Origin of the sequence: Acinetobacter genomosp. 33YU (genome assembly GCF_001990725.1) — a bacterium.
Classification (GTDB): domain Bacteria; phylum Pseudomonadota; class Gammaproteobacteria; order Pseudomonadales; family Moraxellaceae; genus Acinetobacter; species Acinetobacter seifertii.
In genome coordinates, this window is record NZ_LFZQ01000020.1 from 19783 (window position 1) to 41684 (window position 21902).

Sequence of the window (21902 nt, forward strand, 5' to 3'; positions counted from 1 at the left end):
CTGGCAACTGGTCGAGGTTTTTTTATGCCCAATTGCCGGATGTAGGGAGGATTTATGGAAACAATCGGCAATTTATGGCTGTACGTAGCATTCTTTGGCATAGTCATTGTCATGCTTTTAGTGGACTTTTTAGGCTTTAAGCAAAAACAAGGTCAAGATGTATCAATTAAGCAAGCTGCTTACTGGAGTGTGGCGTGGGTAAGCGTCGCGGTGTTATTTGGTGGCGGTTTATGGCTTTATCTCCAACAAACAGTTGGGGTGACCTTAGCAAACCAAAAAACCATGGAATACTTCGCAGGTTACTTACTTGAAAAGTCCCTCGCAATTGACAACGTTTTCGTCTGGTTAATGATTTTTGCGGCATTTGCTATTCCAGCTGCACTACAACGTAAAATTTTGCTCTACGGCGTATTAGGTGCAATCGTACTGCGTACTCTGTTTATTTTCATTGGTGCATGGTTCGTTCAAGAATTTTCTTGGGTGCTTTATATTTTCGGTGCGTTCTTGGTTTATACAGGCTTTAAGTTCTTAAAGGGCCAAGAAGAAGAAACCAATATCGAAGACATCAAAATTTTAAAATGGCTACGTAAGCACATGCGTATTACCCCACAGCTTGATGGTGACAAATTCTTTGTACGTCAAAATGGTTTACTGTGGGCAACGCCGTTATTTTTAGTATTGATTTTGGTTGAAGCTTCAGATGTGATTTTCGCGGTAGATTCTATTCCTGCTATTTTCGCGGTAACGAGCGACCCGTTTATTGTTTTAACAGCGAACTTAATGGCAATTTTAGGCTTACGCGCAATGTTCTTCTTGCTTGCTGGCGCTGCGTCTAAACTGCATTACTTACCGTATGGTTTAGGCATCATCTTATTGTTCATTGGTGCAAAAATGTTGTTGCTTGATGTATTCCACATGCCAATCTGGATCTCGTTAAGCTTTATCGTAATCGTGTTAGCAATTACCGCTTACCTCTCTTTACGACACAACAAAAAGCAATTGCAGTCTTAATTCATCCTATCAAGGGATCTACATAAAAAAGCACTTTTAAAGTGCTTTTTTATTGGGTCTTTCTTGCAATCAATCAGTGCACTTTAAGTATAAAACGCATAATGAACTTTCATTTTCAAATCTAATTTAGAACAAAAATTCAAAAATAAAATTCCATAAAATTATGTATTTTAATAATTTTACTCTTAATTTCTTTATTAAAAATCAATATTGGCAAACTCTTTGCATCTCCTAAAAAGAAAAAAGCCTAGATTTTAGGGGCTCGAAAGAGCCCTGATTTTTTAAAGGAGAGATGCCATGAATGCGATTCCAACTTTAACGCCACTTGCAATGCCGTGTAACAGCAGCTTTGAAGCAAAAGATTGGGAAATTTTATCTACTCACTGGTATCCAGTTGCGCGTATTCACGATGTCTCCACAGCACCTCAACGAGTTACATTACTAGACGTCAACATGGCTTTATATAAGACAGAAAGTGGTGAAATTCATCTGGTGCGAGACATTTGCCCACATCGTGGCGTTCCTTTAACCAAAGGTTGGGTCGACGGTGAAGAAATTGTGTGTCCTTATCATGGTCTACGCTATAACACTGAAGGGAAATGTACCCAAATACCAGCTCAACCCGAGTTAACTAAAATTTCGGATCGTTTTTCTCTGACCAAATTTCCGGTTGTTGAACGTTATGGCCTGATTTGGACCAGTATTCATGGTCGTGATGTTGCTAAAGCCAATATTCCTGTATTAGATACTTGGGACCATGCAGAGCATCAATCAATTTTACCGCCATTTGTCGATATTGGTGGCTCTAGCGGACGTCAACTCGAAGGATTTATCGATGTCGCACATTTTGCTTGGGTACATCACAATGCCTTTGCCAGTCGCGATAATCCCATTGTCCCTAAATACCATACTGAACGTACCGAATATGGCTTAAAAACGGTCTATATCAGCAATGTCAGTAATTATCCGCATGAGCTAAAACATCTCGAACCAGAAGGTTTTTTATGGAAGCGTACCTTTGATGTCTATCCGCCTTTTTCAGCTGTGCTTACGGTCGATTTCCCAGAAGGTGGGGTCTTAAAAATCTTAAATGCCTGCTGTCCTATCTCAAGCAATAAAACTCGTTTATTTGTTCCACTTACACGTAACTTTGACCAAACAGGGGATTTAGAAAAGGTATATGCATTTAATGCGCAAATTTTTGCAGAAGACCAAGACATGGTCGAATCACAAAAGCCAGAAGACCTTCCGCTTGATTTAATGATGGAGGCACATTTTGAAGCAGACCGTTCATCAACGACTTATCGACGGATTTTAGCAGAATGGGGCCTAAGTAAACGTTATACCGTTTAAATCTTGGCTAAGTGGGGTACAATCAATCGAAAAAAGTGAAAATATAAAGGCTTTCCATGTCATTGATCGCAAATACCACCGTTGTGCGTGGTCGTTTTTTAGATATTCAACAAACTGTCTCTGAGCCAACTGATATTCCAAATCAAGTGTGTTATCTAGAAGATGGTGTATTGATTAGTGAACATGGAAAAATCAAATGGTTTGGTGCATGGGAAGACGCTCAACAGCATCTTCCTGCTGGAGTTGAGGTTCAACATTACCCAGAACAATTGATTGTACCCGGCTTTATTGATACCCATATTCATTTTCCGCAAACTGAAATGGTGGGAGCTTACGGCGAGCAACTTTTAAGCTGGCTTAATACCTATACATTTCCAACCGAAATCCAGTTTCAAGACAAAGCATACGCAAGTGAAATTGCCCAGTTCTTTGTTCAAGAGCTATTAAAACACGGTACAACCACAGCCCTCGTTTTCTGTACAGTTCATCCTGAGTCTGTGGATGCCTTATTTGAAGCCGCAGAACACGTTCAGATGCGTTTAATCGCCGGTAAGATACTCATGGACCGTAATGCCCCTGAAGCGCTTTGTGATACCCCAGAAACGGCTTACAGCGACACTAAAGCACTCATTGAAAAATGGCATGGTAAAGGCCGTGCTCTATATGCAATTACGCCACGTTTTGCACCAACATCTACACCTGAACAGTTAGAAAGAGCAGGGCAGTTAAAACAAGAGTTTCCGGATGTTTATGTACATACTCATTTAAGTGAAAACAAAGATGAAATTGCTTGGGTGAAATCTTTATTTCCAGAACAAGCGGGCTATTTAGATGTTTATCAACATTATGGCCTAACTGGTAAACGTTCTGTATTTGCGCATTGCGTTCACTTAGAAGATCAAGAATGGCAATGTATGCATGATACGCAGTCAGCTATCGCATTTTGTCCAACCTCAAACCTGTTCTTAGGCAGTGGTTTATTCCCATTGAAAAAGACATGGGAAAAACAAGTGAAAGTAGGTTTAGGGACAGATATCGGTGCTGGTACATCATTTAGCTTGCTGCAAACTGTTAACGAGGCTTATAAGGTTCAGCAGTTACAAGGTGATAAACTTTCAGCTTATGAAGCGCTTTATCATGCAACCTTAGGCGGAGCAAAAGCGCTTGATTTACAAGACCAGTTAGGCAACTTCAACGTCGGTAAAGAAGCAGACTTTGTGGTACTAAACTTAAAGCCAACAGCATTACAGCAACTTCGTCAGTCTAAATCCAAATCTGTTGAAGATTCATTGTTTGCATTATTCACTTTAGGTGATGACCGTAATATTGAGGCGACTTATGTTTATGGAAAACGTGCTTATCAAAAAGAAACAGCCCAGTAAAAAAGGCATTATTAAGTTTTTGTTATTATTTGGAATATGTGCTGTTGCGTTAAAGCGTGATCGACATATTCAGCAAAATCATAAAATTTCAGCTCCTTCAAAGGGTGCATGAAACGTCATTTTGCTTTAAAATTTTACCATTAACTCAGTTTTTCGAGGTGTTGCAGGTCAACACCTTTTTTATTTTTTCTTTTATATCTTGTAGGAATCTGCCATGACTGTTGCAATGAGCATCATGATTTCAACCGAAGAAATTCAAGCAAAAGTCAAAGAGCTCGGCGAGCAAATCAATTCTCACTATGCAAATAGTGATAAAGAATTGGTTCTGATTGGTCTACTTCGTGGTTCTGTTATTTTTATGGCAGACTTATGCCGTACCATTACCAAACCACACGAACTCGACTTTATGACAGTGTCTAGCTACGGCGGTGGTACCACTTCAAGCCGAGATGTTAAAATCTTAAAAGATCTTGACGGTGAAATTCGCGGTAAAGATGTACTAGTGGTTGAAGACATCATCGACTCAGGCAACACCTTAAGCAAAGTTGTGGAAATGTTGCAAACTCGCGAGCCAAATTCGATTCAATTGTGCACATTAGTAAGCAAACCGTCTCGCCGTGAAATTGATCTCGAAGTTAAATTTTTAGGTTTTGAAGTTGAAGATAAGTTTATTGTGGGCTATGGCCTAGATTACGATCAAAAATATCGTCATCTGCCTTTTATTGGTGAAATTGGCCTATAAATTTCATAAAAATAGCACCATAAGGTGCTATTTTTTTATATAAGGTTTTATCTTTGAACAAAAAAGACACAAAAAGTCGCAATCTGCTACAGACAAAATAGACAGCTCTGTCGCACGATAGAATATGAAGCAAAATCATTAACTTCATCAAAAAAACAACTGGAGAACAAATATGTGGTCACTTATTGTTGCTATTGTGGTTGGTTTCTTCGCTGGCTTAATCGCTCGTGCTTTGCATCCAGGTGATGACAAGGCAGGCTTTATCGTTACCACTTTAATTGGTATTGCAGGTTCACTTCTAGCCACTTATGGTGGTCGCTTACTTGGCTTTTACGGAGAAAATTCAGCTGCGGGCTTTATCGCTTCGGTAATTGGTGCCGTCATTATTTTGTTTATTTACAATTTGATTGCACGAAAAAGCTAAACTTTAGTTCATTCATAAAAAAAGCACCCTATGGTGCTTTTTTTAATATCTTTATAGACCTAGCTCTTTCCAGACTTCCTGAATTTCTTCAGCAGACCTTGCACCTACTAATTTAAAACCGTTTGCAAAAATCAGAGTAGGAGTAGCATTAAAACCTAATTTTCTTCCAAGCTCCAAGTTTCGGTCAATTGGGTTTATGCAGCTCGCAACCGTTGGTTTAACACCTTGTTCAATTAGCTTTTTCCAAGAGTATGATTGGTTTGGTGCACACCAAACTTGTCTGGAAACGACAATAGACTGAGGTTTTAAAGGATAGATAAACGTGTAAATTGTTACGTCTTTAAGCTTATCTAGCTCAGGTTCGAGCTTTTTACAGTAAGGACAATTTGGGTCAGAAAATACCGCTAAAACATGCTGGCCATTACCTTTAACTGTTTTAATGGAATCTTTTAAAGGCAATTGTTTCCAATCAACTGAGTTTTGCCCTAAAACTAAGTCTTTGGTTAAATTCTTCTGATCTTTTAAGCGAATCATAGAACCTACCAACATATGCTGACCATCTTCACCAAGGTAAATGATTTGTTGATCTAGATTAGCGCTATATAGTCCGGGCATTTCGGTTTTCTGAATATTGCTAATTTTCAAATTAGGATATTGTTTTTTAATATTTTCCCTAACAGTATCCACATTAGCGAAACTCAAACTTGTAGTTAAGCTAAATAATGCCAATATTCCTAATTTTTTAAGCATAAAACCGACTCATAGAGAGGAAAGAATGTCATTTTAATCAGTTCATCTTTTGAAAACAGAACTGATTACCGAGTTATAACCAAACTCCCACTTAGTTAATTCAATGTTTCACGTGGAACATAAACAGCTTTTAAAAGCTTTCTCAATCTGAATTTGATCATGACGTGATACACTATAGCCGTGCATAACATTTAAACCCAATATACTCCCTACCAGTATATTGAATTATTAAGAGAAAACAGATGAGTCACATTGGTCAGGATAAAAAAATTCTTAATCGTGTAAAACGACTAAAAGGGCAAATCAACAGCATCGAAAATGCGATAGAACAACCAGAATCCTCATGCATCGATATTTTGCAGCAAGTTGCAGCGATCAAAGGTGCAATAAACGGTTTAATGAGTGAATTGATGGAACAACACTTACACCACCATGTACTTCAAGGTGCAGAAGTTGATCAAAATGAGTTAGAGGAATTTTTAAAAGTTTTAAAGAGATACGGCTAAGGAAATTACTGGATGACATAGCACTCTACATCATCCAGTTTTTTTATTATTTTCCAATACAGAAAGAACCAAAGATTTTGCCTAATAGGTCGTCAGCGCTAAAGTCGCCTGTAATTTCACCTAAAGCATTTTGAGCAAGGCGTAATGACTCGGCAACAAGCTCACCAGCGTTAAATACAACAAGTTGCTCACGTGCTTCTGAAAGATAGAGTTGTGTGCGCTTCATTGCGTCTAAATGGCGTGTTCTTGCAATAAACGTATCTTCCTCAGGGTGAAAACCTGCATGCGCTGTAATCGCATCTACGAGGCCTTGTACACCCATCTCTTGTTTTGCAGAAACTGTAATATGACGGAACCCCTGAAAATCAGTGATTTCGGCTAATTGACCGGTTAAATCGCATTTATTACCAATTAGCATTAAACGTCGCGGTTCAATATGCTCAGCAAAATATTCTTGAGCGAGTTGTAATGGGTCATCACCTTGATTCAAGTCGTAAACTAACAACAATAAATCGGCTTGTTCAATTTCCTTGATTGCTCTACGAATCCCTTCTTTTTCGACCACATCACCCGTTTCACGAAGCCCAGCAGTGTCTGTTAAAGTGATTGGTAAGCCATTTAAGCTAATTTTTTCATGCAAAACATCGCGAGTAGTACCAGCAATATCAGTCACAATAGCCCGCTCTACACCAGCAAGTGCATTTAACAAGCTCGATTTACCCGCATTCGGTTTACCCGCAATCACAACTTGCAAACCTTCACGCAAAAGTTGTCCTTGTCGTGCAGATGTTTGAACTGCATGTACTGACTGCTGAACATCTTCGAGTAAAGCTAAAATTTTGCCATCTGCTAGGAAATCAATCTCCTCTTCAGGAAAATCAATTGCAGCTTCTACATGCAGTCGTAAATGGATCAGTTTTTCTAAAACTGTATTAATTTTTGTTGAAAAGGCACCTTGTAAAGAACGGACTGCCGAACGAGCCGCAGCTTGCGAAGTCGCATCAATCAAATCCGCAATCGCTTCAGCTTGTACCAAGTCCATTTTGCCATTTTCAAAAGCTCGCATGGAGAATTCACCAGCTTTTGCAGCAATTGCACCAAGCTCAAATAAGCGACCAAGCAAGGCATTTTGAATAACTGGACCGCCGTGACCTTGTAACTCGACAACATCTTCACCAGTAAAGGAGTGCGGATTTGGAAAGCACAACACTATCCCTTCATCCATGATGCTTCCATCTACATCATAAAACTTACGGAAACCAGCCATGCGTGCTTCAGGCAAGTTTTTTTGCGTCAGCTTTTGAGCAATTTCATAGGCCTTAGGTCCAGATAAGCGAATCACGCCCACTCCACCACGCCCTGGTGGCGTTGCAATTGCGGCAATTGTGGTTTGACTTTGCATATTACTCACCTAAAAAACCAAAAATACAGCCAAAGAAAAATCCGCTTAAGATTACCATCTTAAGCGGATTGATTCAGCAAAAGTTCAACGTTTAAGATGCTGATTCAGTCTTGTTTAGACGACTTTTCGCAACACTCTTGTTAATAAACGACTGCTGTAAAATAGTAATACTGTTGTTCACAATCCAGTACAACACCAGACCTGCAGGGAAGAACAACATAAATACCGTGAACATAATCGGCATAATGCGGAATACTTTCGCTTGCATTGGATCAGCAGGTTGCGGGTTCAACATTTGCTGAGCAAACATTGTCGCACCCATAATTAATGGCAAGATGAACCAAGGATCCATTGCTGACAAGTCTTGAATCCAGCCTAACCATGGCGCATGACGCAATTCCACACTTTCCATGAGTACCCAGTACAAAGCAAGGAAAATTGGCATTTGTAGCAATAATGGTAAGCAACCTGACAGTGGGTTAACTTGTTCACGTTTATAAAGTGCCATCATTTCTTGCGAGAAGCGCATACGGTCTTCACCGAACTCTTCTTTCATGCGTTGCATTTCTGGTGCAATCACACGCATTTTCGCCATAGAACGATAACTTTTTGAAGATAAAGGCCACAAAATCATCTTCACCATAATGGTAAGCAAGATGATCGACCACCCCCAGTTACCAACAATACTATGGAAGAATTGAAGACCTAAGAACAACAACTTGGCAATTGGCCATAACCAACCATAGTCAACAGTCTGGTTTAAACCTACAGCCAAATCTTTTAATTCAGATTGTACTTTTGGACCTGAATAAAGCTTCGCATCTACTTCCATTGAAGTGCCAGCTGGAACATTAATTACTGGCGACGTAAAGCCAATAATATTCATATGATCCGCAGACTGACGAGATTCAAGCTTCGCAACATAAGGCTGACCATTTGCTTGGGTCAGTTTAAGATTTCCAGGAATCCAAGCACTAACGAAATAATGCTGAACAATCGCAACCCATCCACCTTTAGCTTCAGTATTTACTTTTTCTTCTGAGAAATTAGCAAATTTAAGCTTGTTATAGTGTGAATCAGGCGTACCCCATGCTCCACCTAAGAAAGTTCCTAGTGTGAAAATACCTTGAGAAGACTTACCAGGATCCTCAGAGTTATCGCGCTTTAATTGTCCAAACATCTGACCTTGCCAATTTTGTTGGCTACGGTTAATGACTTGATGGCTTACAACAATTGGATACTGACCTTGAGTAAAGGTGAAAGTTTTAATAATTTCAACGCCTTCTGGTGTTTTAAATACCATAGGAACGTTTAAAACTTTTTCAGCCTGACCCTTTTGATCTTGTACACCTTTAGCATCAGCCAAAGTATATGATGTTTTTTCAACCGCATATAACGGACGACCACCACGACTACTGTCTGGTCCATTCAAACCAATTAAGCCAGATTGAGCAACATATGTACGCTTGGCATCATTTTCAAGCATAACAAAAGGTTGATTACTGTCTTTGCTTTTGTCGTGAGAGAGTAATTCAATACGAACAATATCACCACCTTTTGGATTAATCCAAATATGGTAAAGGTCAGTTTGTACTGAAATAAGCTGTTGATTCACAGGTGCAGTTGCATCTGTGGTTTGTGACTGCGCAATATTTGCTTGTGGCACATCGGAAGCCACTGTTGCAGTTTTGGCATTTGGCAAATCAGCAGATACTTCATGCGAACTTACAGCCGCCGCTTGTTGTTGCGGTGCAGTTGCAGCATTTCCATAATCTTTTTGCCAAGCCAAAATGAGCAAATATGCGGTGACAAACATGGCCCCGAGAATTGCAAACCTGGCCCATTGTTGCATATCTATTACCCCAAATGGTTAGAGAGATTTTGCTTCATTAAACGATCACGAAAGGGTACAGCAACATGATGCGTTTGAGAATCTATTTGATGAAACGAAATAAAACGAATTGCTTTTGGCGGTACCGGATCATATCCGGAGCCTCCCCATGGATGACAACGGCAAATACGTTTAGAAGATAACCAAACGCCTTTAATTGCACCATGAGTTTGTAATGCTTCTATCGCATATTGGGAACAAGTTGGAATATAACGACAACGGGGTCCAAGAAGCGGACTAATCGCAATTTGATACAGACGAATCAACCAACGCAAAATACGAACCATTGGTCATCTCTTAGTTCTGCGAGGTTGGGACAACTTTAGAATGTTTTTTTGCCAAGCGTTGTAATTTTTGCCAAGCAAAATCTAATTGTTGATATAGCTCAGCATTCGTAATCGTTTCAATACCAACTTTAGGCATTACAACAACATCTATGTCTAACCCAAATTTCGGCTGATTAAGACGAAAGCTCTCACGGGCAAGACGCTTTATTCGATTTCTTTCATGCGCACGGCGCACTTTTTTCTTAGCAACGACAATACCCAAACGGCTATTAGGCTGTTCGGTGAATTTTGCAAGAAATAAAAAATGGGGCTGATGCACTTTAAAAAGCGCACCATCAAATACACTTTTATAATCTGCAGCACAGCGTACACGACGATCTGTGCTAAAACTGTAAAGTGCCATCACACCCAAGTCTGGTCAGCTAACAGTAATTAAACAGTTAAGCTATGACGACCTTTTGCACGACGACGAGCTAAAACTTGACGACCAGCTTTAGTTGCCATACGAGCACGGAAACCATGAACGCGCTTACGCTTTAATTCAGATGGTTGGAAAGTACGTTTCATATTGAAACTCCCAAAAATGATCTTTCTATAAAGGTCCGCGATTTTATTGTGCAATGTTTACGCTGTCAATGAAAAACCGAGAAAGTTTTGTATTTAAGTCAAATTTTTACTTTCCTACCTTCTGTTTATATTTAGCTACTTTTTCTTACTTAAAAGTTATACACAAAGTAATTGTTTATTTTTATTGAGACTTTTAAGATATACACTTCTTATTTACATACTTATCAACAAACCAAGATGTCAAAGTGGTTCTAGTTTGGTATATTTGAATTTAAATTCATATTTTTTAGTTATCCACAATTTGATGTAACCCTATTAAATAAATTCAAATTTTAAAATTTAAATTTATTCTTATTAGTGTGGACTTTTTCTGTGGATTTCGTAGTTTTAAATCTAAAAAACATATATTTGAGTTGTTGATAACTCTGTTTTTATTAACTTTATAGATTGTGGATAAGTTTATGTGTTAATTTATCCACAGGATGTGCAAAAAGTTATTCACAATTGGTTTTGAATTTAAATTTATTCACAAGAGTTTTCTTTTTAGACAAAATCAACTGAAATCGTCATGACAGATGTGGATAACTTGGGTAGAATGGCGACCCCTTCTTATCAGGAAGGGTTAATCTTTAAATGATTTGAATTTAAAACGCAGACATAGGGGATACACATGCTTTGGACAGACTGCTTAACTCGCTTGCGACAAGAGCTCTCTGATAACGTCTTTGCGATGTGGATTCGCCCTTTAGTAGCTGAAGAAGTGGAGGGTATACTACGTCTATATGCTCCTAATCCTTATTGGACGCGTTATATTCAAGAGAATCATTTAGAGTTAATTTCTATATTGGCAGAACAATTGTCAGAAGGACGAGTGCGTCAAGTTGAAATCTTGGTCGATTCCCGTCCTGGTAGTATTTTGTCTTCTAATGAGCAACCTGCAACTACTACAGCAGCTTTACAGACTGCTCCTGTAGCTCATCCTGTTAAGGTTAAAAAGGAAGTAGAAGTTGTTGCTAATAATGTTGTTAATCCTAAAACATCAAAAAAGAAGCTTTTAAATCCACAATTTACATTTTCTTTATTTGTTGAAGGCCGTTCTAACCAGATGGCTGCTGAAACATGCAGGAAGGTTTTAACGCAATTAGGTGCATCTCAACACAATCCTTTGTTTTTATATGGCCCAACGGGCCTTGGTAAAACTCACTTAATGCAAGCAGTTGGTAATGCATTGCTCCAAGCTAAGCCGAATGCGAGAGTCATGTATATGACTTCGGAAAGTTTTGTACAGGATTTTGTGAGTTCCTTACAAAAAGGAAAGGTTGAAGAATTTAAGAAAAATTGTCGTTCTCTAGATTTATTATTAGTTGATGATATTCACCTTTTGGCTGGTAAAGAAGCTAGTCTTGTTGAATTCTTTTATACATTTAACGCCTTACTTGATGAATCTAAACAAATTATTTTAACTTCTGATCGCTATCCTAAAGAATTAACAGAACTTGATCCTCGATTAGTTTCTCGTTTTTCTTGGGGGCTATCAGTCGGTGTTGAACCGCCAGATATTGAAACACGAATCGAAATTTTACTTAAAAAAGCTGAAAATAGTGGCGTTGATTTGCCTAGAAACTGCGCATTATTTATTGCTCAACAAGTGGTAGCGAACGTACGTGAACTTGAAGGTGCGTTGAATAAAGTGGTTGCAATTTCACGTTTCAAAGGTGCTCCGATCGACCTTGATGTCGTACGAGAGTCTTTAAAAGATGTATTGGCGATTCGTGCACGTACAATTAGTGTAGAAAATATACAACGCGTGGTGAGTGAATATTTCCGTATCCCGTTAAAAGAATTAGTGGGTCCAAAACGAACACGAATTTATGCACGACCACGTCAATTGGCGATGGGTCTTGCTCGTGAATTGACGGGTGATAGTTTTCCGGAAATCGGAATGGCTTTTGGTGGACGAGACCATAGCACCGTAATGCATGCGTGTGAAAAAGTGGTTAGTTTGCGGGGAGAAGATCCTATCTTTGACGAAGATTATAAGAACTTATTACGTCTTCTTCAGAGTTAATGAAATCATAAGACGTTGTTGCAAAGTCTCCATAAGTGCAGCATAGTACACAGCTAAAAAATGAAATGTTTGCTCCAAGTTGCTAGAGGAATGAATCGTGCGTTTGAAAATCGCTAAAGAAAGTTTACTCAATGTTTTATCGCATGTTGTCGGTGCGGTAGAACGTCGTCATACCTTGAATATTCTTTCAAACGTCAAAATTCAGACTAATGGTCAAGCACTCACCATTACAGGTTCGGATTTAGAAGTTGAACTGGTGGCGAGTACTGCTTTATCAGAAGGGGCGTGCCTTGAAGCAGGTGAAACAACTGTTCCTGCGCGTAAGTTGATGGACATTTGTAAATCTTTGCCTGCAGCTGCATTAATTGATTTACAAATTACTGAAGATCAACGATGTATTTTAAAGTCTGGTAATAGCCGTTTTGTATTAGGTACTCTGCCAGCTGAAGATTATCCGTTACTCAATACTGAGAATAGCCAAGGTACGCAAGTACAGGTGACTCAACGTGAATTAAAGCGTTTATTTGAAAAAACTGCTTTTGCGATGGCTGTACAAGATGTACGTTTTTATTTAACAGGTACTTTGTTAGAAATTGATGAAAATCAATTACGTGCAGTAACAACTGATGGCCACCGTCTTGCACTTTGTGAAATTTTGGCTTCTTCTAGTTCATCTCAATTAGTACAAGCAATTGTGCCGCGTAAAGCTGTTGGTGAATTACAACGTTTACTGAGTATTGAAGATGAGCAACTTACTTTGCTTATTGGCCGTGAATTATTAAATGTAACGATTAATACGCCAAGTCGTGATAAAGAACAAGGTGATATTACTGTTCGTTTTACGACGAAATTGATTGATGGAAAATTCCCTGACTACCGCCGTGTTATTCCACGTGGTGGTGATAAACATGTTTTGATTGGTCATGATGTATTTAAGCAATCATTACAGCGTGTCGCAATTTTAAGTAATGAAAAATTACGCGGTGTTTTCTTAAACTTTAATCAAGATTCTTTGCAGCTGCGTGCAAATAACCCTGAACAAGATGAAGCGATTGAAGATTTAGCAATCCAATATCAAAATTCACCATTAGAAATGTCATTTAATGCTCAATATTTACTTGATGTATTGGGTGTATTAGATGGTGATGATGTCAACATGAGCATGACTGAGGCGAACCAATCAGTATTGGTACAAGATCCAGCTCATCCTGATCAGACTTACGTTGTTATGCCGATGCGTGTTTAATTTGGTTTAATTCTATGCATCTTACGCGTTTAAACATAGAACGTGTGCGTAATTTAAAAACGGTTGCACTCCATGGTTTGCAACCGTTTAATGTTTTTTATGGCGCCAACGGTTCAGGCAAAACTTCAATTCTGGAAGCAATTCATTTGCTTGCAACCGGTCGTTCATTTCGTACACATATTCCAAAGAATTATATTCAATATGAAGCTGACGACGCGATTGTATTTGCTCAATCAGTGACTGAAAAAATTGGTATGCAGAAACTTGCTTCTGGTGAGCAGTTGATGAAAGTGAATGGCGATACGGTAGCAACACAAGGTCAGCTCGCCAAATTACTTCCTTTACAGCATATTGACCCCCAAAGTACAGATATTATTGATCATGGCGCTAAGCCAAGACGTCAGCTTCTAGATTGGCTGATGTTCCACGTGGAACCTGAATTTTATTTTGCATGGCAATACTACTCCCGTGCATTAAAACAGCGAAATACCTTACTCAAAACAAGACGCAATCTTTCTTTGGCTGATTTAGAGCCGTGGAACAAAATGTTGAGTGATTATGGTGGAATTTTACACTCTCAGCGTTTAAGCATCGTAGAACAATGGAATGTTTATTTTCAAAATGACTTAAGTCAATTGCTGCCTGATTTAGAGATTGAACTGGAATATAGCCCAGGTTTTCATACTGAGCAGGGACTCATGCAAGACTTGTTAAATCAGCATCAAAAAGACATTGAAAGACGTTATACAGAGTATGGTCCACATCGAGCTGATTTGCGCTTAAAAACACCCTTTGGACATGCAGATGATGTTTTATCAAGAGGTCAGAAAAAACTCTTGATAATTGCTCTAAAACTGTCACAAATTGCAATGTTGCATGCGAGTAATAAGGAAACTGTGGTATTATTAGATGATCTGACAGCAGAATTAGACTTAACCGCACAACAACGTTTAATTGAACGATTAAGCCAACTTGGTAGCCAGGTTTTTATGACAACTTTAGATCATGCTTCGGTAAAAAAACACTTACATGATCTGTCCATTTCATATCAATTATTCAATGTTGAATCCGGTCAAGTTAGTCTTGCTTCACCATAATTTTTTGATGTTACCCATCTTTGAATAAACCTATATTTGCTAGGGAGAAACCATGAGTTCAGAGTCTCAATCAGCCTCTCAAACAGAACAAACCAATGAAAAGGCTTATGATTCCTCTAGTATTAAAGTATTACGTGGATTAGATGCAGTTCGTAAACGTCCGGGCATGTATATTGGGGATACAGACGACGGTACCGGTTTACACCATATGGTATTCGAGGTTGTCGATAACGCAATCGATGAAGCCTTAGCTGGCCACTGTGATGAAATCATTGTTACGATTCACGAAGATGAATCTGTGAGTGTTTCAGATAATGGCCGTGGTATTCCAACTGATATTCACCCTGAAGAAGGTGTATCTGCAGCCGAAGTAATTCTTACTATTTTGCACGCAGGTGGTAAGTTCGATGACAACAGCTATAAAGTTTCAGGCGGTTTACACGGGGTAGGTGTATCAGTAGTTAACGCACTTTCAAGTAAATTGCATTTAATTATTAATCGTGCTGGCCAAGTTCATGAGCAAGAATATCAACACGGCGATCCGCAATATCCTTTACGTGTGATTGGCGAAACGGATAGTAGTGGTACAACTGTACGTTTCTGGCCAAGTGAACTAACTTTTAGTCAAACTATTTTTAACGTTGAAATTTTAGCGCGTCGTTTACGTGAGCTTTCTTTCTTAAATGCGGGCGTGCGCATTGTTTTACGTGATGAGCGTATTAATCTTGAGCATGTATATGACTACGAAGGTGGTTTATCTGAGTTTGTAAAATACATTAACGAAGGTAAAACTCATCTCAATGAGATCTTCCATTTCACCGCAGATACCGAAAGTGGTATTGGTGTAGAAGTTGCATTGCAGTGGAATGAAAGCTATCAAGAAAACGTTCGTTGTTTCACAAACAATATTCCACAAAAAGATGGTGGTACGCACTTAGCAGGTTTCCGTGCAGCTTTAACGCGTGGCTTAAACCAGTATCTTGAAAATGAAAACATTCTCAAGAAAGAAAAAGTCAATGTGACTGGTGATGATGCGCGTGAAGGTTTAACGGCGATTATTTCGGTTAAAGTTCCTGATCCAAAGTTCTCGTCTCAAACGAAAGAAAAATTGGTATCAAGTGAAGTAAAACCAGCGGTTGAGCAAGCAATGAACAAAGAGTTCTCTGCTTACTTATTAGAAAACCCGCAAGCTGCAAAATCGATTGCTGGAAAGATTATTGACGCTGCTCGTGCACGTGATGCTGCGCGTAAGGCACGTGAAATGACACGCCGTAAGAGCGCGTTAGATATCGCTGGTTTACCAGGTAAATTAGCTGACTGTCAGGAAAAAGACCCAGCACTTTCTGAATTATATCTTGTCGAGGGTGACTCTGCGGGTGGTAGTGCCAAGCAAGGTCGTAACCGTAAAATGCAGGCTATTTTACCTTTGAAAGGTAAGATCTTGAACGTTGAACGTGCTCGCTTTGACAAAATGATTTCGAGTCAGGAAGTAGGTACATTAATTACAGCACTTGGCTGTGGTATTGGCCGTGAAGAATATAACCCTGACAAGCTTCGTTATCATAAAATTATCATCATGACCGATGCCGATGTCGATGGTTCTCACATCCGTACATTGTTATTAACGTTCTTCTTCCGTCAAATGCCTGAGTTGGTTGAGCGTGGTCATATCTATATTGCACAGCCACCTTTGTATAAGCTGAAAAAAGGTAAGCAAGAGCAATACATCAAAGATAACGATGCATTAGAAACATACTTAATTTCAAATGCGATTGATGAGCTTGCTTTACATATTAGTGCTGAAGCGCCTGCGATTACAGGCGAAGCATTAGCAAAAGTAATTCAGGACTATCAAGTTTCACAAAAGAGCCTACAGCGTTTAACATTGCGTTATCCAGCGAGCTTGCTTGATGCATTACTTGAAATGGAAGCGTTTAAAGCTGACCAGAATCATGATCAAGCTTATGTACAACAATGGGCTGATCAAGTACGTGAAGCTATACAACGACTACAGCCAAGTTTGCGCCCAGAAATTACACTGGAAACCTTTGAGCGTGAAAATGCTCAAGGTGAGAAAACTGCGCATTATTGGCCACGTGTGACAGTTTATGTTCATAACTTACCACATGCTTACTTACTTGATGCTGGCTTACTAAATTCAGCAGAATATGCTCGTCTATTGAAGAACTCGAAGAGTTGGTTCAAATTGATTGAAGACGGTGCATATTTACAGAAAGGTGATCGCCGTATTCAAGTGGCTAACTTCCATCAAGTATGGCAGCACATTTTGCAAGACTCACGTCGTGGAATGATGATTCAGCGCTATAAAGGTCTGGGCGAGATGAATGCTGAACAGCTTTGGGAAACTACAATGGACCCTGAAAACCGTAATATGTTACAGGTGACTATTGATGATGCAATCGAAGCAGATCGTATGTTCTCATGTTTAATGGGTGATGACGTTGAACCACGTCGTGCTTTCATTGAAGAAAATGCATTAAATGCAGATATTGATGCTTAATTGATAGCTAGATTCTAAATCAGTCTAGGGAGAGAAGATGATGAGTCAAAAAATTTTAGCAAGTATGCTGATTTCATGTGCGGCTTTAGTGAGTCATTCTGCATTTGCAGCTGACTTGGAAGCCGACATGAAAACTTTAGCAAAGAGCACAAAAGCCTTTGCTGAAGCGAAAGATCTCAATAACGCAAAACAGCAGCTTGTGATTATGCGTCAGGCAGCATTATCTTCAAAAAAATCTTTACCTCATAAGTTGGAGGGTTTACCGCCTGAAAATGTACAGGTAAAGCAATATCAAGCAGGTTTAGATCAGTTAGTTGCTGAGATTGATCGTGTTACAGTTTTGGTAAATAAGGGTCAATTAGACCAAGCAAAAACGGAAGCAATCAATTTAGTTAATATCCGTAATGAAAATCATAAGAAATTTAGATAACTCCATTTTTATCTAAATAAAATAAAGGGAATGATTCAATCATTCCCTTTATTCATTTAAAGTACTAAATTTAAAAAGATTAATTTTCTACTAAGTCTGTAACCTGAATGAGCGCGTGGCCAAATAAATATCCTGCTGTTAAGAGAATACAAATCCACAAAATAGCTCCAGCGACATTATAGATTAAAAATTTTCCATAACTCATATTGCTAGAGCCCGCAGCTAATGGTGCGAAAGAACGTGCAAAAGGAATAAAACGTGCCAGAAGAATAGTTTTGCCGCCGTGTTGTAAGAAATAACGGTTGGTTTTATTTAAATACTCTTTCTTAATAAAACGTGATTTTGCTTCAAAAATTCTATTACCAAAATGACGACCGATAGAATAGTTCACAATATAGCCAAGCGTTGCAGCTACGGTTAGCAAAGTAATCATGTAACCTAGATGCATCATTTCAATCACTGAACACAAAGCACCAACGGTTAGAAGTAAACTGTCCCCAGGTAAAAAGAACATAAATACAAAAGCTGTTTCAGAAAAAATAATCAAAAAGAGGATGGCATAGACCCATGCGCCATACTCCTGAATTAAAATAGGTAAAAAATGTTCAAAATTAGTAATAAAATCAATAAAATTCATTCAGTTTGTCTGATCCCGAATTAAATACCTACTAAACAAGGGTAAAAACGAAGTTACAGAATTTAGTTAAATTATCTGTGTATGGCAACCCTTAAGATGTAGCTTAAGTTTTATATGTTATCAAATTTGAATCTATCTCAAAAATTTAACAGCTGAATGAAATATTATTCGAAGTCATTCACATTTTTATATAGTAGCGCAAATAAAGCTCTTATTTGAACTAAAAGCCTGTACTGCTATTTAAAAAATACCAGTACAGGCAAGAACTTAGTTCTCGAAAGAGGCTTCCATTTCCTCAAGTTCCATCATGAGTTCTAAAAGTTGCTCTTCATATTGCTCAAGTTTAGCTTTGAGTTCAGTTTGTTCATTCATCAGCTTAAGCAAATCATCTTTACGTGCAGCTTCATATAATGAGCTATCCGCTAGAGCTTCTTCAATCTTAGCAAGCTGTGGCTGTAGCTTTTCAATTTGAGATTCAACTTTTTCAATATTTTTACGAATAGGTCGAGTTTGTTCACGACGACGCGCGGCTTCTTTACGCTGTGCTTCTTTATCGATTTTAGCTGGGACAGAAGTGGTAGAGGACGAGTTATTTTGTGCTACGGCAGTTTGAGCATTAATTTGTTGCTGACGGGCTTCACGTAGCCATTTAGCATAATCCTGCAAATCACCTTCAAACTCGGTACATTTACCGCCGTGTACTAAAAGAAGCTCATCACACACACTGGCAATAAGTTGACGTTCATGGGAAACCAGTACGACAGCACCTTCAAAATCTTGTAAAGCCATGCTCAGCGCATGTCGCATATCAAGATCTAAATGGTTCGTTGGTTCATCGAGAATTAAAACATTTGGACGCTGCCATACAATCAGTGCCAGAGCCAAACGAGCGCGTTCTCCACCAGAAAAGCTTTCACATGGTGTATCCATGCGTTCACCACTGAAGCCGAAACTACCTAAGAAAGAGCGTAGGGTAGCTTCACTAATTTGTTTATCTGCTATACGGGCAAGCTGTAACATTGGGCTAGCGTGACCATCTAAAGCATCCATCTGGTGCTGCGCAAAGTAACCAATATTAAGCAGTTCGGAAGCTTTACGTTCACCTGCTAACAGTGGTAAATCACCCACCAAGCTCTTAATTAATGTTGATTTACCTGCGCCATTCATACCGAGTAAACCAATACGCGAGTTTGGTGTAATTTGAAGTCTAATTTTTTCAGCGATTTGTTTATCGCCATAACCTATGCTGGCATTGTCTAAGGTCAGCAAAGGTGAACTCATTTTTGTTGGTTCACGGAAACTAAAAGTAAACGGCGTATCGACATGAGCGGGTGCGAGTTGTTGCATACGCTCAAGTTGTTTAATACGACTTTGTGCCTGACGAGCTTTAGTGGCTTTTGCTTTGAAACGGTCAATAAATTTTTGTAGGTGAGCACGTGTTTCTTGCTGCTTCTCAAAAGCTTGTTGTTGTTGTGCTAAACGTTCACTTCGAGTTGTTTCAAATGTTGAATAGTTACCCGTATAAAGCGTAAGTTCCTGATTCTCAATATGGAGAATATGATCTGTAATCGCATCTAAAAAGTCACGGTCATGCGAAATGAGGATGAGGGTACCTTCATAGGCTTTAAGCCAGTCTTCTAACCACAAAATTGCATCTAAGTCTAAGTGGTTGGTTGGTTCGTCTAGTAATAATAAATCGGAACGGCTCATAAGGGTACGTGCCAAGTTTAAGCGCATACGCCATCCACCAGAGAAGCTCTCAACGTTTAAACGCAATTGATTTTCTAGGAAACCTAAGCCCGCCATGAGCTGCGCAGCTTTAGATGGTGCTGAATAACCATGAATCTCATCAAAACGACCATGTAATTTAGCTAACTCAAAGTCACTTAGTTGATCTGGATGAGCAAGCTTATTTTGAATATCCCAAAACTCTTCATCACCTGAAAGAACAAAATCAATTGCTGGCATATCCAAAGCTTTTACTTCTTGTGCCATATGTGCAACAGTCCAGCCTGTAGGACGGGTAAGTGAACCTTCATCTGCGCTTAAACTTCCAAGTAACGCTGCAAATAAAGTTGATTTACCTGCTCCATTGACCCCAGTCAGACCAATCTTCCAACCTGGGTGTAATTGCATAGACGCTTTTTGAAATAGAACACGTCCACCGCGGCGTAAAGAAACTTGGTCAAATTGAATCATCTTGTTTTATCGAGGTGAGTTAGGGATGCTGTATTTTAAAGAGAACTGACCGTGAAGACAAAGTTTTAGCAGTTTTAGTTTATAAATGCTGGGATTGCATGGCTTAACCTATCTCTATTTAAGCTATTCGTCTGAAAATATCTAAATTTTTAACGAGATAGACCACTTTTAAAAAAATATGGCTAAAATAAAAACAATTTAAAACTTGGTTGATAAATGAACTCCTAATAAAACTAGACTAAGGAAAGTCAAATGAAAAAAGGATTGGGGATAATTGGCACAGTATTTTGCTGTGCTATGGGAACAGCACATGCTGGGCAAAATGTATGTGTATTCGATTTATTGGGAAAATCAGGTGAATCCTACAAAATGATGGAAGAGTGGGCGCTTGCAGCCAAAAGTTGGCAAGCTGACATTACTTTAATTCCATTTCAAGATGAAGCTTTGGTAGATCGTAGACTGCGAGAGGGAAAATGTGACGCAGCTTATATGACCTCTATGCGAGCAAGAAATTATAATAAATTTGCAGGTTCGATTGATGCGATTGGTGGTGTGACCAGTAATGCAATTGCTCAAAAGGCGATTAGTTACGTTTTAGATCAGCGTAATAGACATCGCATGGTAACTACACAAAATGGAACAAACTACGAGGTTGTGGGTATTGTCCAGATTGGTTTGGCTTATTTGTTTGTAAGAGATAAAAGCCTGAACTCAATTGAAAAAGTACGCGGTACTAAATTTGCTATTTTACAATATGACGCAGCGCAAAAAATTATGGTTGAAAGTGTCGGTGCACATCCTATTCCATCGGAAATTACCGATTTTGTGAAAAAGTTTAATAGTGGCCAAGTCGAAGCAATTGCCGCACCTGCTTATGCTTATAAACCCTTAGAAATTGGTAAAGGCGTAGGAACGAATGGAGCGATGTTCACTTTTCCTGTTGTTAACGTTACAGGGGATTTAATAACAAGAAATGATAGATTTCCAGCCAACTTTGGAATCAAGTCTCGTGAATGGTTTATTAAACAGTTACCGCAAAACTTTAATATGGTAAAACAGTTGGAAGCAGGGGTACCGCCTAGAATTAAATTAAATTTTTCAGCTGAGGATAAGCTGAAATATCAAAAAATATTGCGTGAAGGACGGCTCAAATTAAGCAAGCAAGGTGTCTATGATGCGACCATGATGAGTGTGCTGAAGCGTGCACGTTGTACGATTGAACGGACTAATTTTGAATGTACGCTCAATGATGAGTAGTTTGTTTTTTAATCACAAAATCGCTACACATATTTCAAAGCTGAATATGGGTATGAAAATTGTGAATATAAAAAGTAACTTACGGAAAATTAGAGATTTTTACTTCTAATAAATAATTTAAATAGAACAAAC

General features: G+C 38.8%; 21 protein-coding genes. 13 read left to right on the top strand and 8 right to left on the bottom strand.

The features are described from left to right. Positions 1-54 precede the first annotated feature (54 nt). From AC056_RS18545 to AC056_RS18565, 6 genes are all read left to right on the top strand, one after another. Positions 55-1011: a TerC family protein gene (locus tag AC056_RS18545; protein WP_004706175.1), complete on the top strand. Its 957-nt coding sequence runs from the start codon at positions 55-57 to the stop codon at positions 1009-1011. Between the two features lie 297 nt (positions 1012-1308). Continuing rightward, positions 1309-2364 (top strand): aromatic ring-hydroxylating oxygenase subunit alpha, encoded by a 1056-nt coding sequence (locus AC056_RS18550; RefSeq protein ID WP_039250118.1) that lies wholly within the window; start codon positions 1309-1311, stop codon positions 2362-2364. 56 nt (positions 2365-2420) lie between these two features. Continuing rightward, positions 2421-3746, top strand: coding sequence for a guanine deaminase (guaD, locus tag AC056_RS18555; RefSeq protein WP_077164433.1), 1326 nt, complete (start codon positions 2421-2423; stop codon positions 3744-3746). Continuing rightward, complete coding sequence (locus AC056_RS20025) at positions 3709-3858, top strand: solute carrier organic anion transporter (protein ID WP_139344678.1); 150 nt, start codon at positions 3709-3711, stop codon at positions 3856-3858. The genes guaD and AC056_RS20025 overlap by 38 nt, the downstream gene beginning before the upstream one ends. A 102-nt stretch (positions 3859-3960) precedes the next feature. After that, positions 3961-4488 (top strand): hypoxanthine phosphoribosyltransferase, encoded by a 528-nt coding sequence (hpt, locus tag AC056_RS18560; RefSeq protein WP_000214980.1) that lies wholly within the window; start codon positions 3961-3963, stop codon positions 4486-4488. Between the two features lie 172 nt (positions 4489-4660). Beyond that, positions 4661-4912 (top strand): GlsB/YeaQ/YmgE family stress response membrane protein, encoded by a 252-nt coding sequence (locus tag AC056_RS18565; RefSeq protein ID WP_004706183.1) that lies wholly within the window; start codon positions 4661-4663, stop codon positions 4910-4912. A gap of 51 nt (positions 4913-4963) precedes the next feature. Here AC056_RS18565 and AC056_RS18570 read toward each other — a convergent pair whose 3' ends face one another. After that, entirely contained in the window at positions 4964-5662 is a 699-nt protein-coding gene (locus AC056_RS18570) for a DsbC family protein (RefSeq protein ID WP_077164434.1), read from the bottom strand. A gap of 242 nt (positions 5663-5904) precedes the next feature. On the opposite strand from AC056_RS18570, the gene AC056_RS18575 reads away from it, so the two are divergent. Further along, complete coding sequence (locus AC056_RS18575) at positions 5905-6168, top strand: metal/formaldehyde-sensitive transcriptional repressor (protein WP_004706188.1); 264 nt, start codon at positions 5905-5907, stop codon at positions 6166-6168. 46 nt (positions 6169-6214) lie between these two features. On the opposite strand, the gene mnmE is transcribed toward AC056_RS18575, so the two are convergent. From mnmE to rpmH, 5 genes are all read right to left on the bottom strand, one after another. Next, positions 6215-7570: a tRNA uridine-5-carboxymethylaminomethyl(34) synthesis GTPase MnmE gene (gene mnmE, locus AC056_RS18580; RefSeq protein ID WP_004706190.1), complete on the bottom strand. Its 1356-nt coding sequence runs from the start codon at positions 7568-7570 to the stop codon at positions 6215-6217. A gap of 91 nt (positions 7571-7661) precedes the next feature. After that, positions 7662-9422, bottom strand: a complete 1761-nt coding sequence (yidC, locus tag AC056_RS18585; protein ID WP_004706192.1) for a membrane protein insertase YidC — start codon at positions 9420-9422, stop codon at positions 7662-7664. A gap of 5 nt (positions 9423-9427) precedes the next feature. After that, the gene (gene yidD / locus AC056_RS18590; RefSeq protein WP_004706194.1) at positions 9428-9748 is read right to left on the bottom strand and encodes a membrane protein insertion efficiency factor YidD; all 321 of its coding nucleotides are present in this window, start codon (positions 9746-9748) and stop codon (positions 9428-9430) included. A 10-nt stretch (positions 9749-9758) separates the two neighbouring features. Then, the gene (rnpA, locus tag AC056_RS18595; RefSeq protein ID WP_004706196.1) at positions 9759-10151 is read right to left on the bottom strand and encodes a ribonuclease P protein component; all 393 of its coding nucleotides are present in this window, start codon (positions 10149-10151) and stop codon (positions 9759-9761) included. Positions 10152-10180: 29 nt separating this feature from the next. Further along, positions 10181-10315, bottom strand: coding sequence for a 50S ribosomal protein L34 (gene rpmH, locus AC056_RS18600; protein ID WP_000831329.1), 135 nt, complete (start codon positions 10313-10315; stop codon positions 10181-10183). Positions 10316-10985: 670 nt separating this feature from the next. Here rpmH and dnaA point away from each other — a divergent pair. The 5 genes from dnaA (at position 10986) to cybC (ending at position 17677) form a co-directional block, all read left to right on the top strand. Next, a complete protein-coding gene (gene dnaA, locus AC056_RS18605; protein WP_077164435.1) occupies positions 10986-12383 on the top strand; it encodes a chromosomal replication initiator protein DnaA in 1398 nt (465 codons plus the stop codon). 97 nt (positions 12384-12480) lie between these two features. After that, the gene (gene dnaN, locus AC056_RS18610; protein ID WP_004698161.1) at positions 12481-13629 is read left to right on the top strand and encodes a DNA polymerase III subunit beta; all 1149 of its coding nucleotides are present in this window, start codon (positions 12481-12483) and stop codon (positions 13627-13629) included. Between the two features lie 14 nt (positions 13630-13643). After that, positions 13644-14726 carry a DNA replication/repair protein RecF gene (gene recF, locus AC056_RS18615; protein WP_077164436.1) on the top strand — a complete coding sequence of 361 codons (1083 nt, stop codon included), beginning with the start codon at positions 13644-13646 and terminating at the stop codon, positions 14724-14726. A gap of 52 nt (positions 14727-14778) precedes the next feature. Continuing rightward, entirely contained in the window at positions 14779-17247 is a 2469-nt protein-coding gene (gyrB, locus tag AC056_RS18620) for a DNA topoisomerase (ATP-hydrolyzing) subunit B (RefSeq protein WP_004698165.1), read from the top strand. A gap of 37 nt (positions 17248-17284) precedes the next feature. Continuing rightward, entirely contained in the window at positions 17285-17677 is a 393-nt protein-coding gene (gene cybC, locus AC056_RS18625) for a cytochrome b562 (RefSeq protein WP_004698167.1), read from the top strand. Positions 17678-17756: 79 nt separating this feature from the next. On the opposite strand, the gene AC056_RS18630 is transcribed toward cybC, so the two are convergent. Then, the gene (locus tag AC056_RS18630; protein ID WP_002051888.1) at positions 17757-18314 is read right to left on the bottom strand and encodes a VTT domain-containing protein; all 558 of its coding nucleotides are present in this window, start codon (positions 18312-18314) and stop codon (positions 17757-17759) included. Positions 18315-18581: 267 nt separating this feature from the next. Then, entirely contained in the window at positions 18582-20513 is a 1932-nt protein-coding gene (locus tag AC056_RS18635) for an ATP-binding cassette domain-containing protein (protein ID WP_077164437.1), read from the bottom strand. A gap of 252 nt (positions 20514-20765) precedes the next feature. Between AC056_RS18635 and AC056_RS18640 the strand changes: the two genes are divergently transcribed. Further along, complete coding sequence (locus tag AC056_RS18640) at positions 20766-21770, top strand: putative solute-binding protein (protein ID WP_077164438.1); 1005 nt, start codon at positions 20766-20768, stop codon at positions 21768-21770. The last annotated feature ends 132 nt before the right edge of the window (positions 21771-21902 follow it).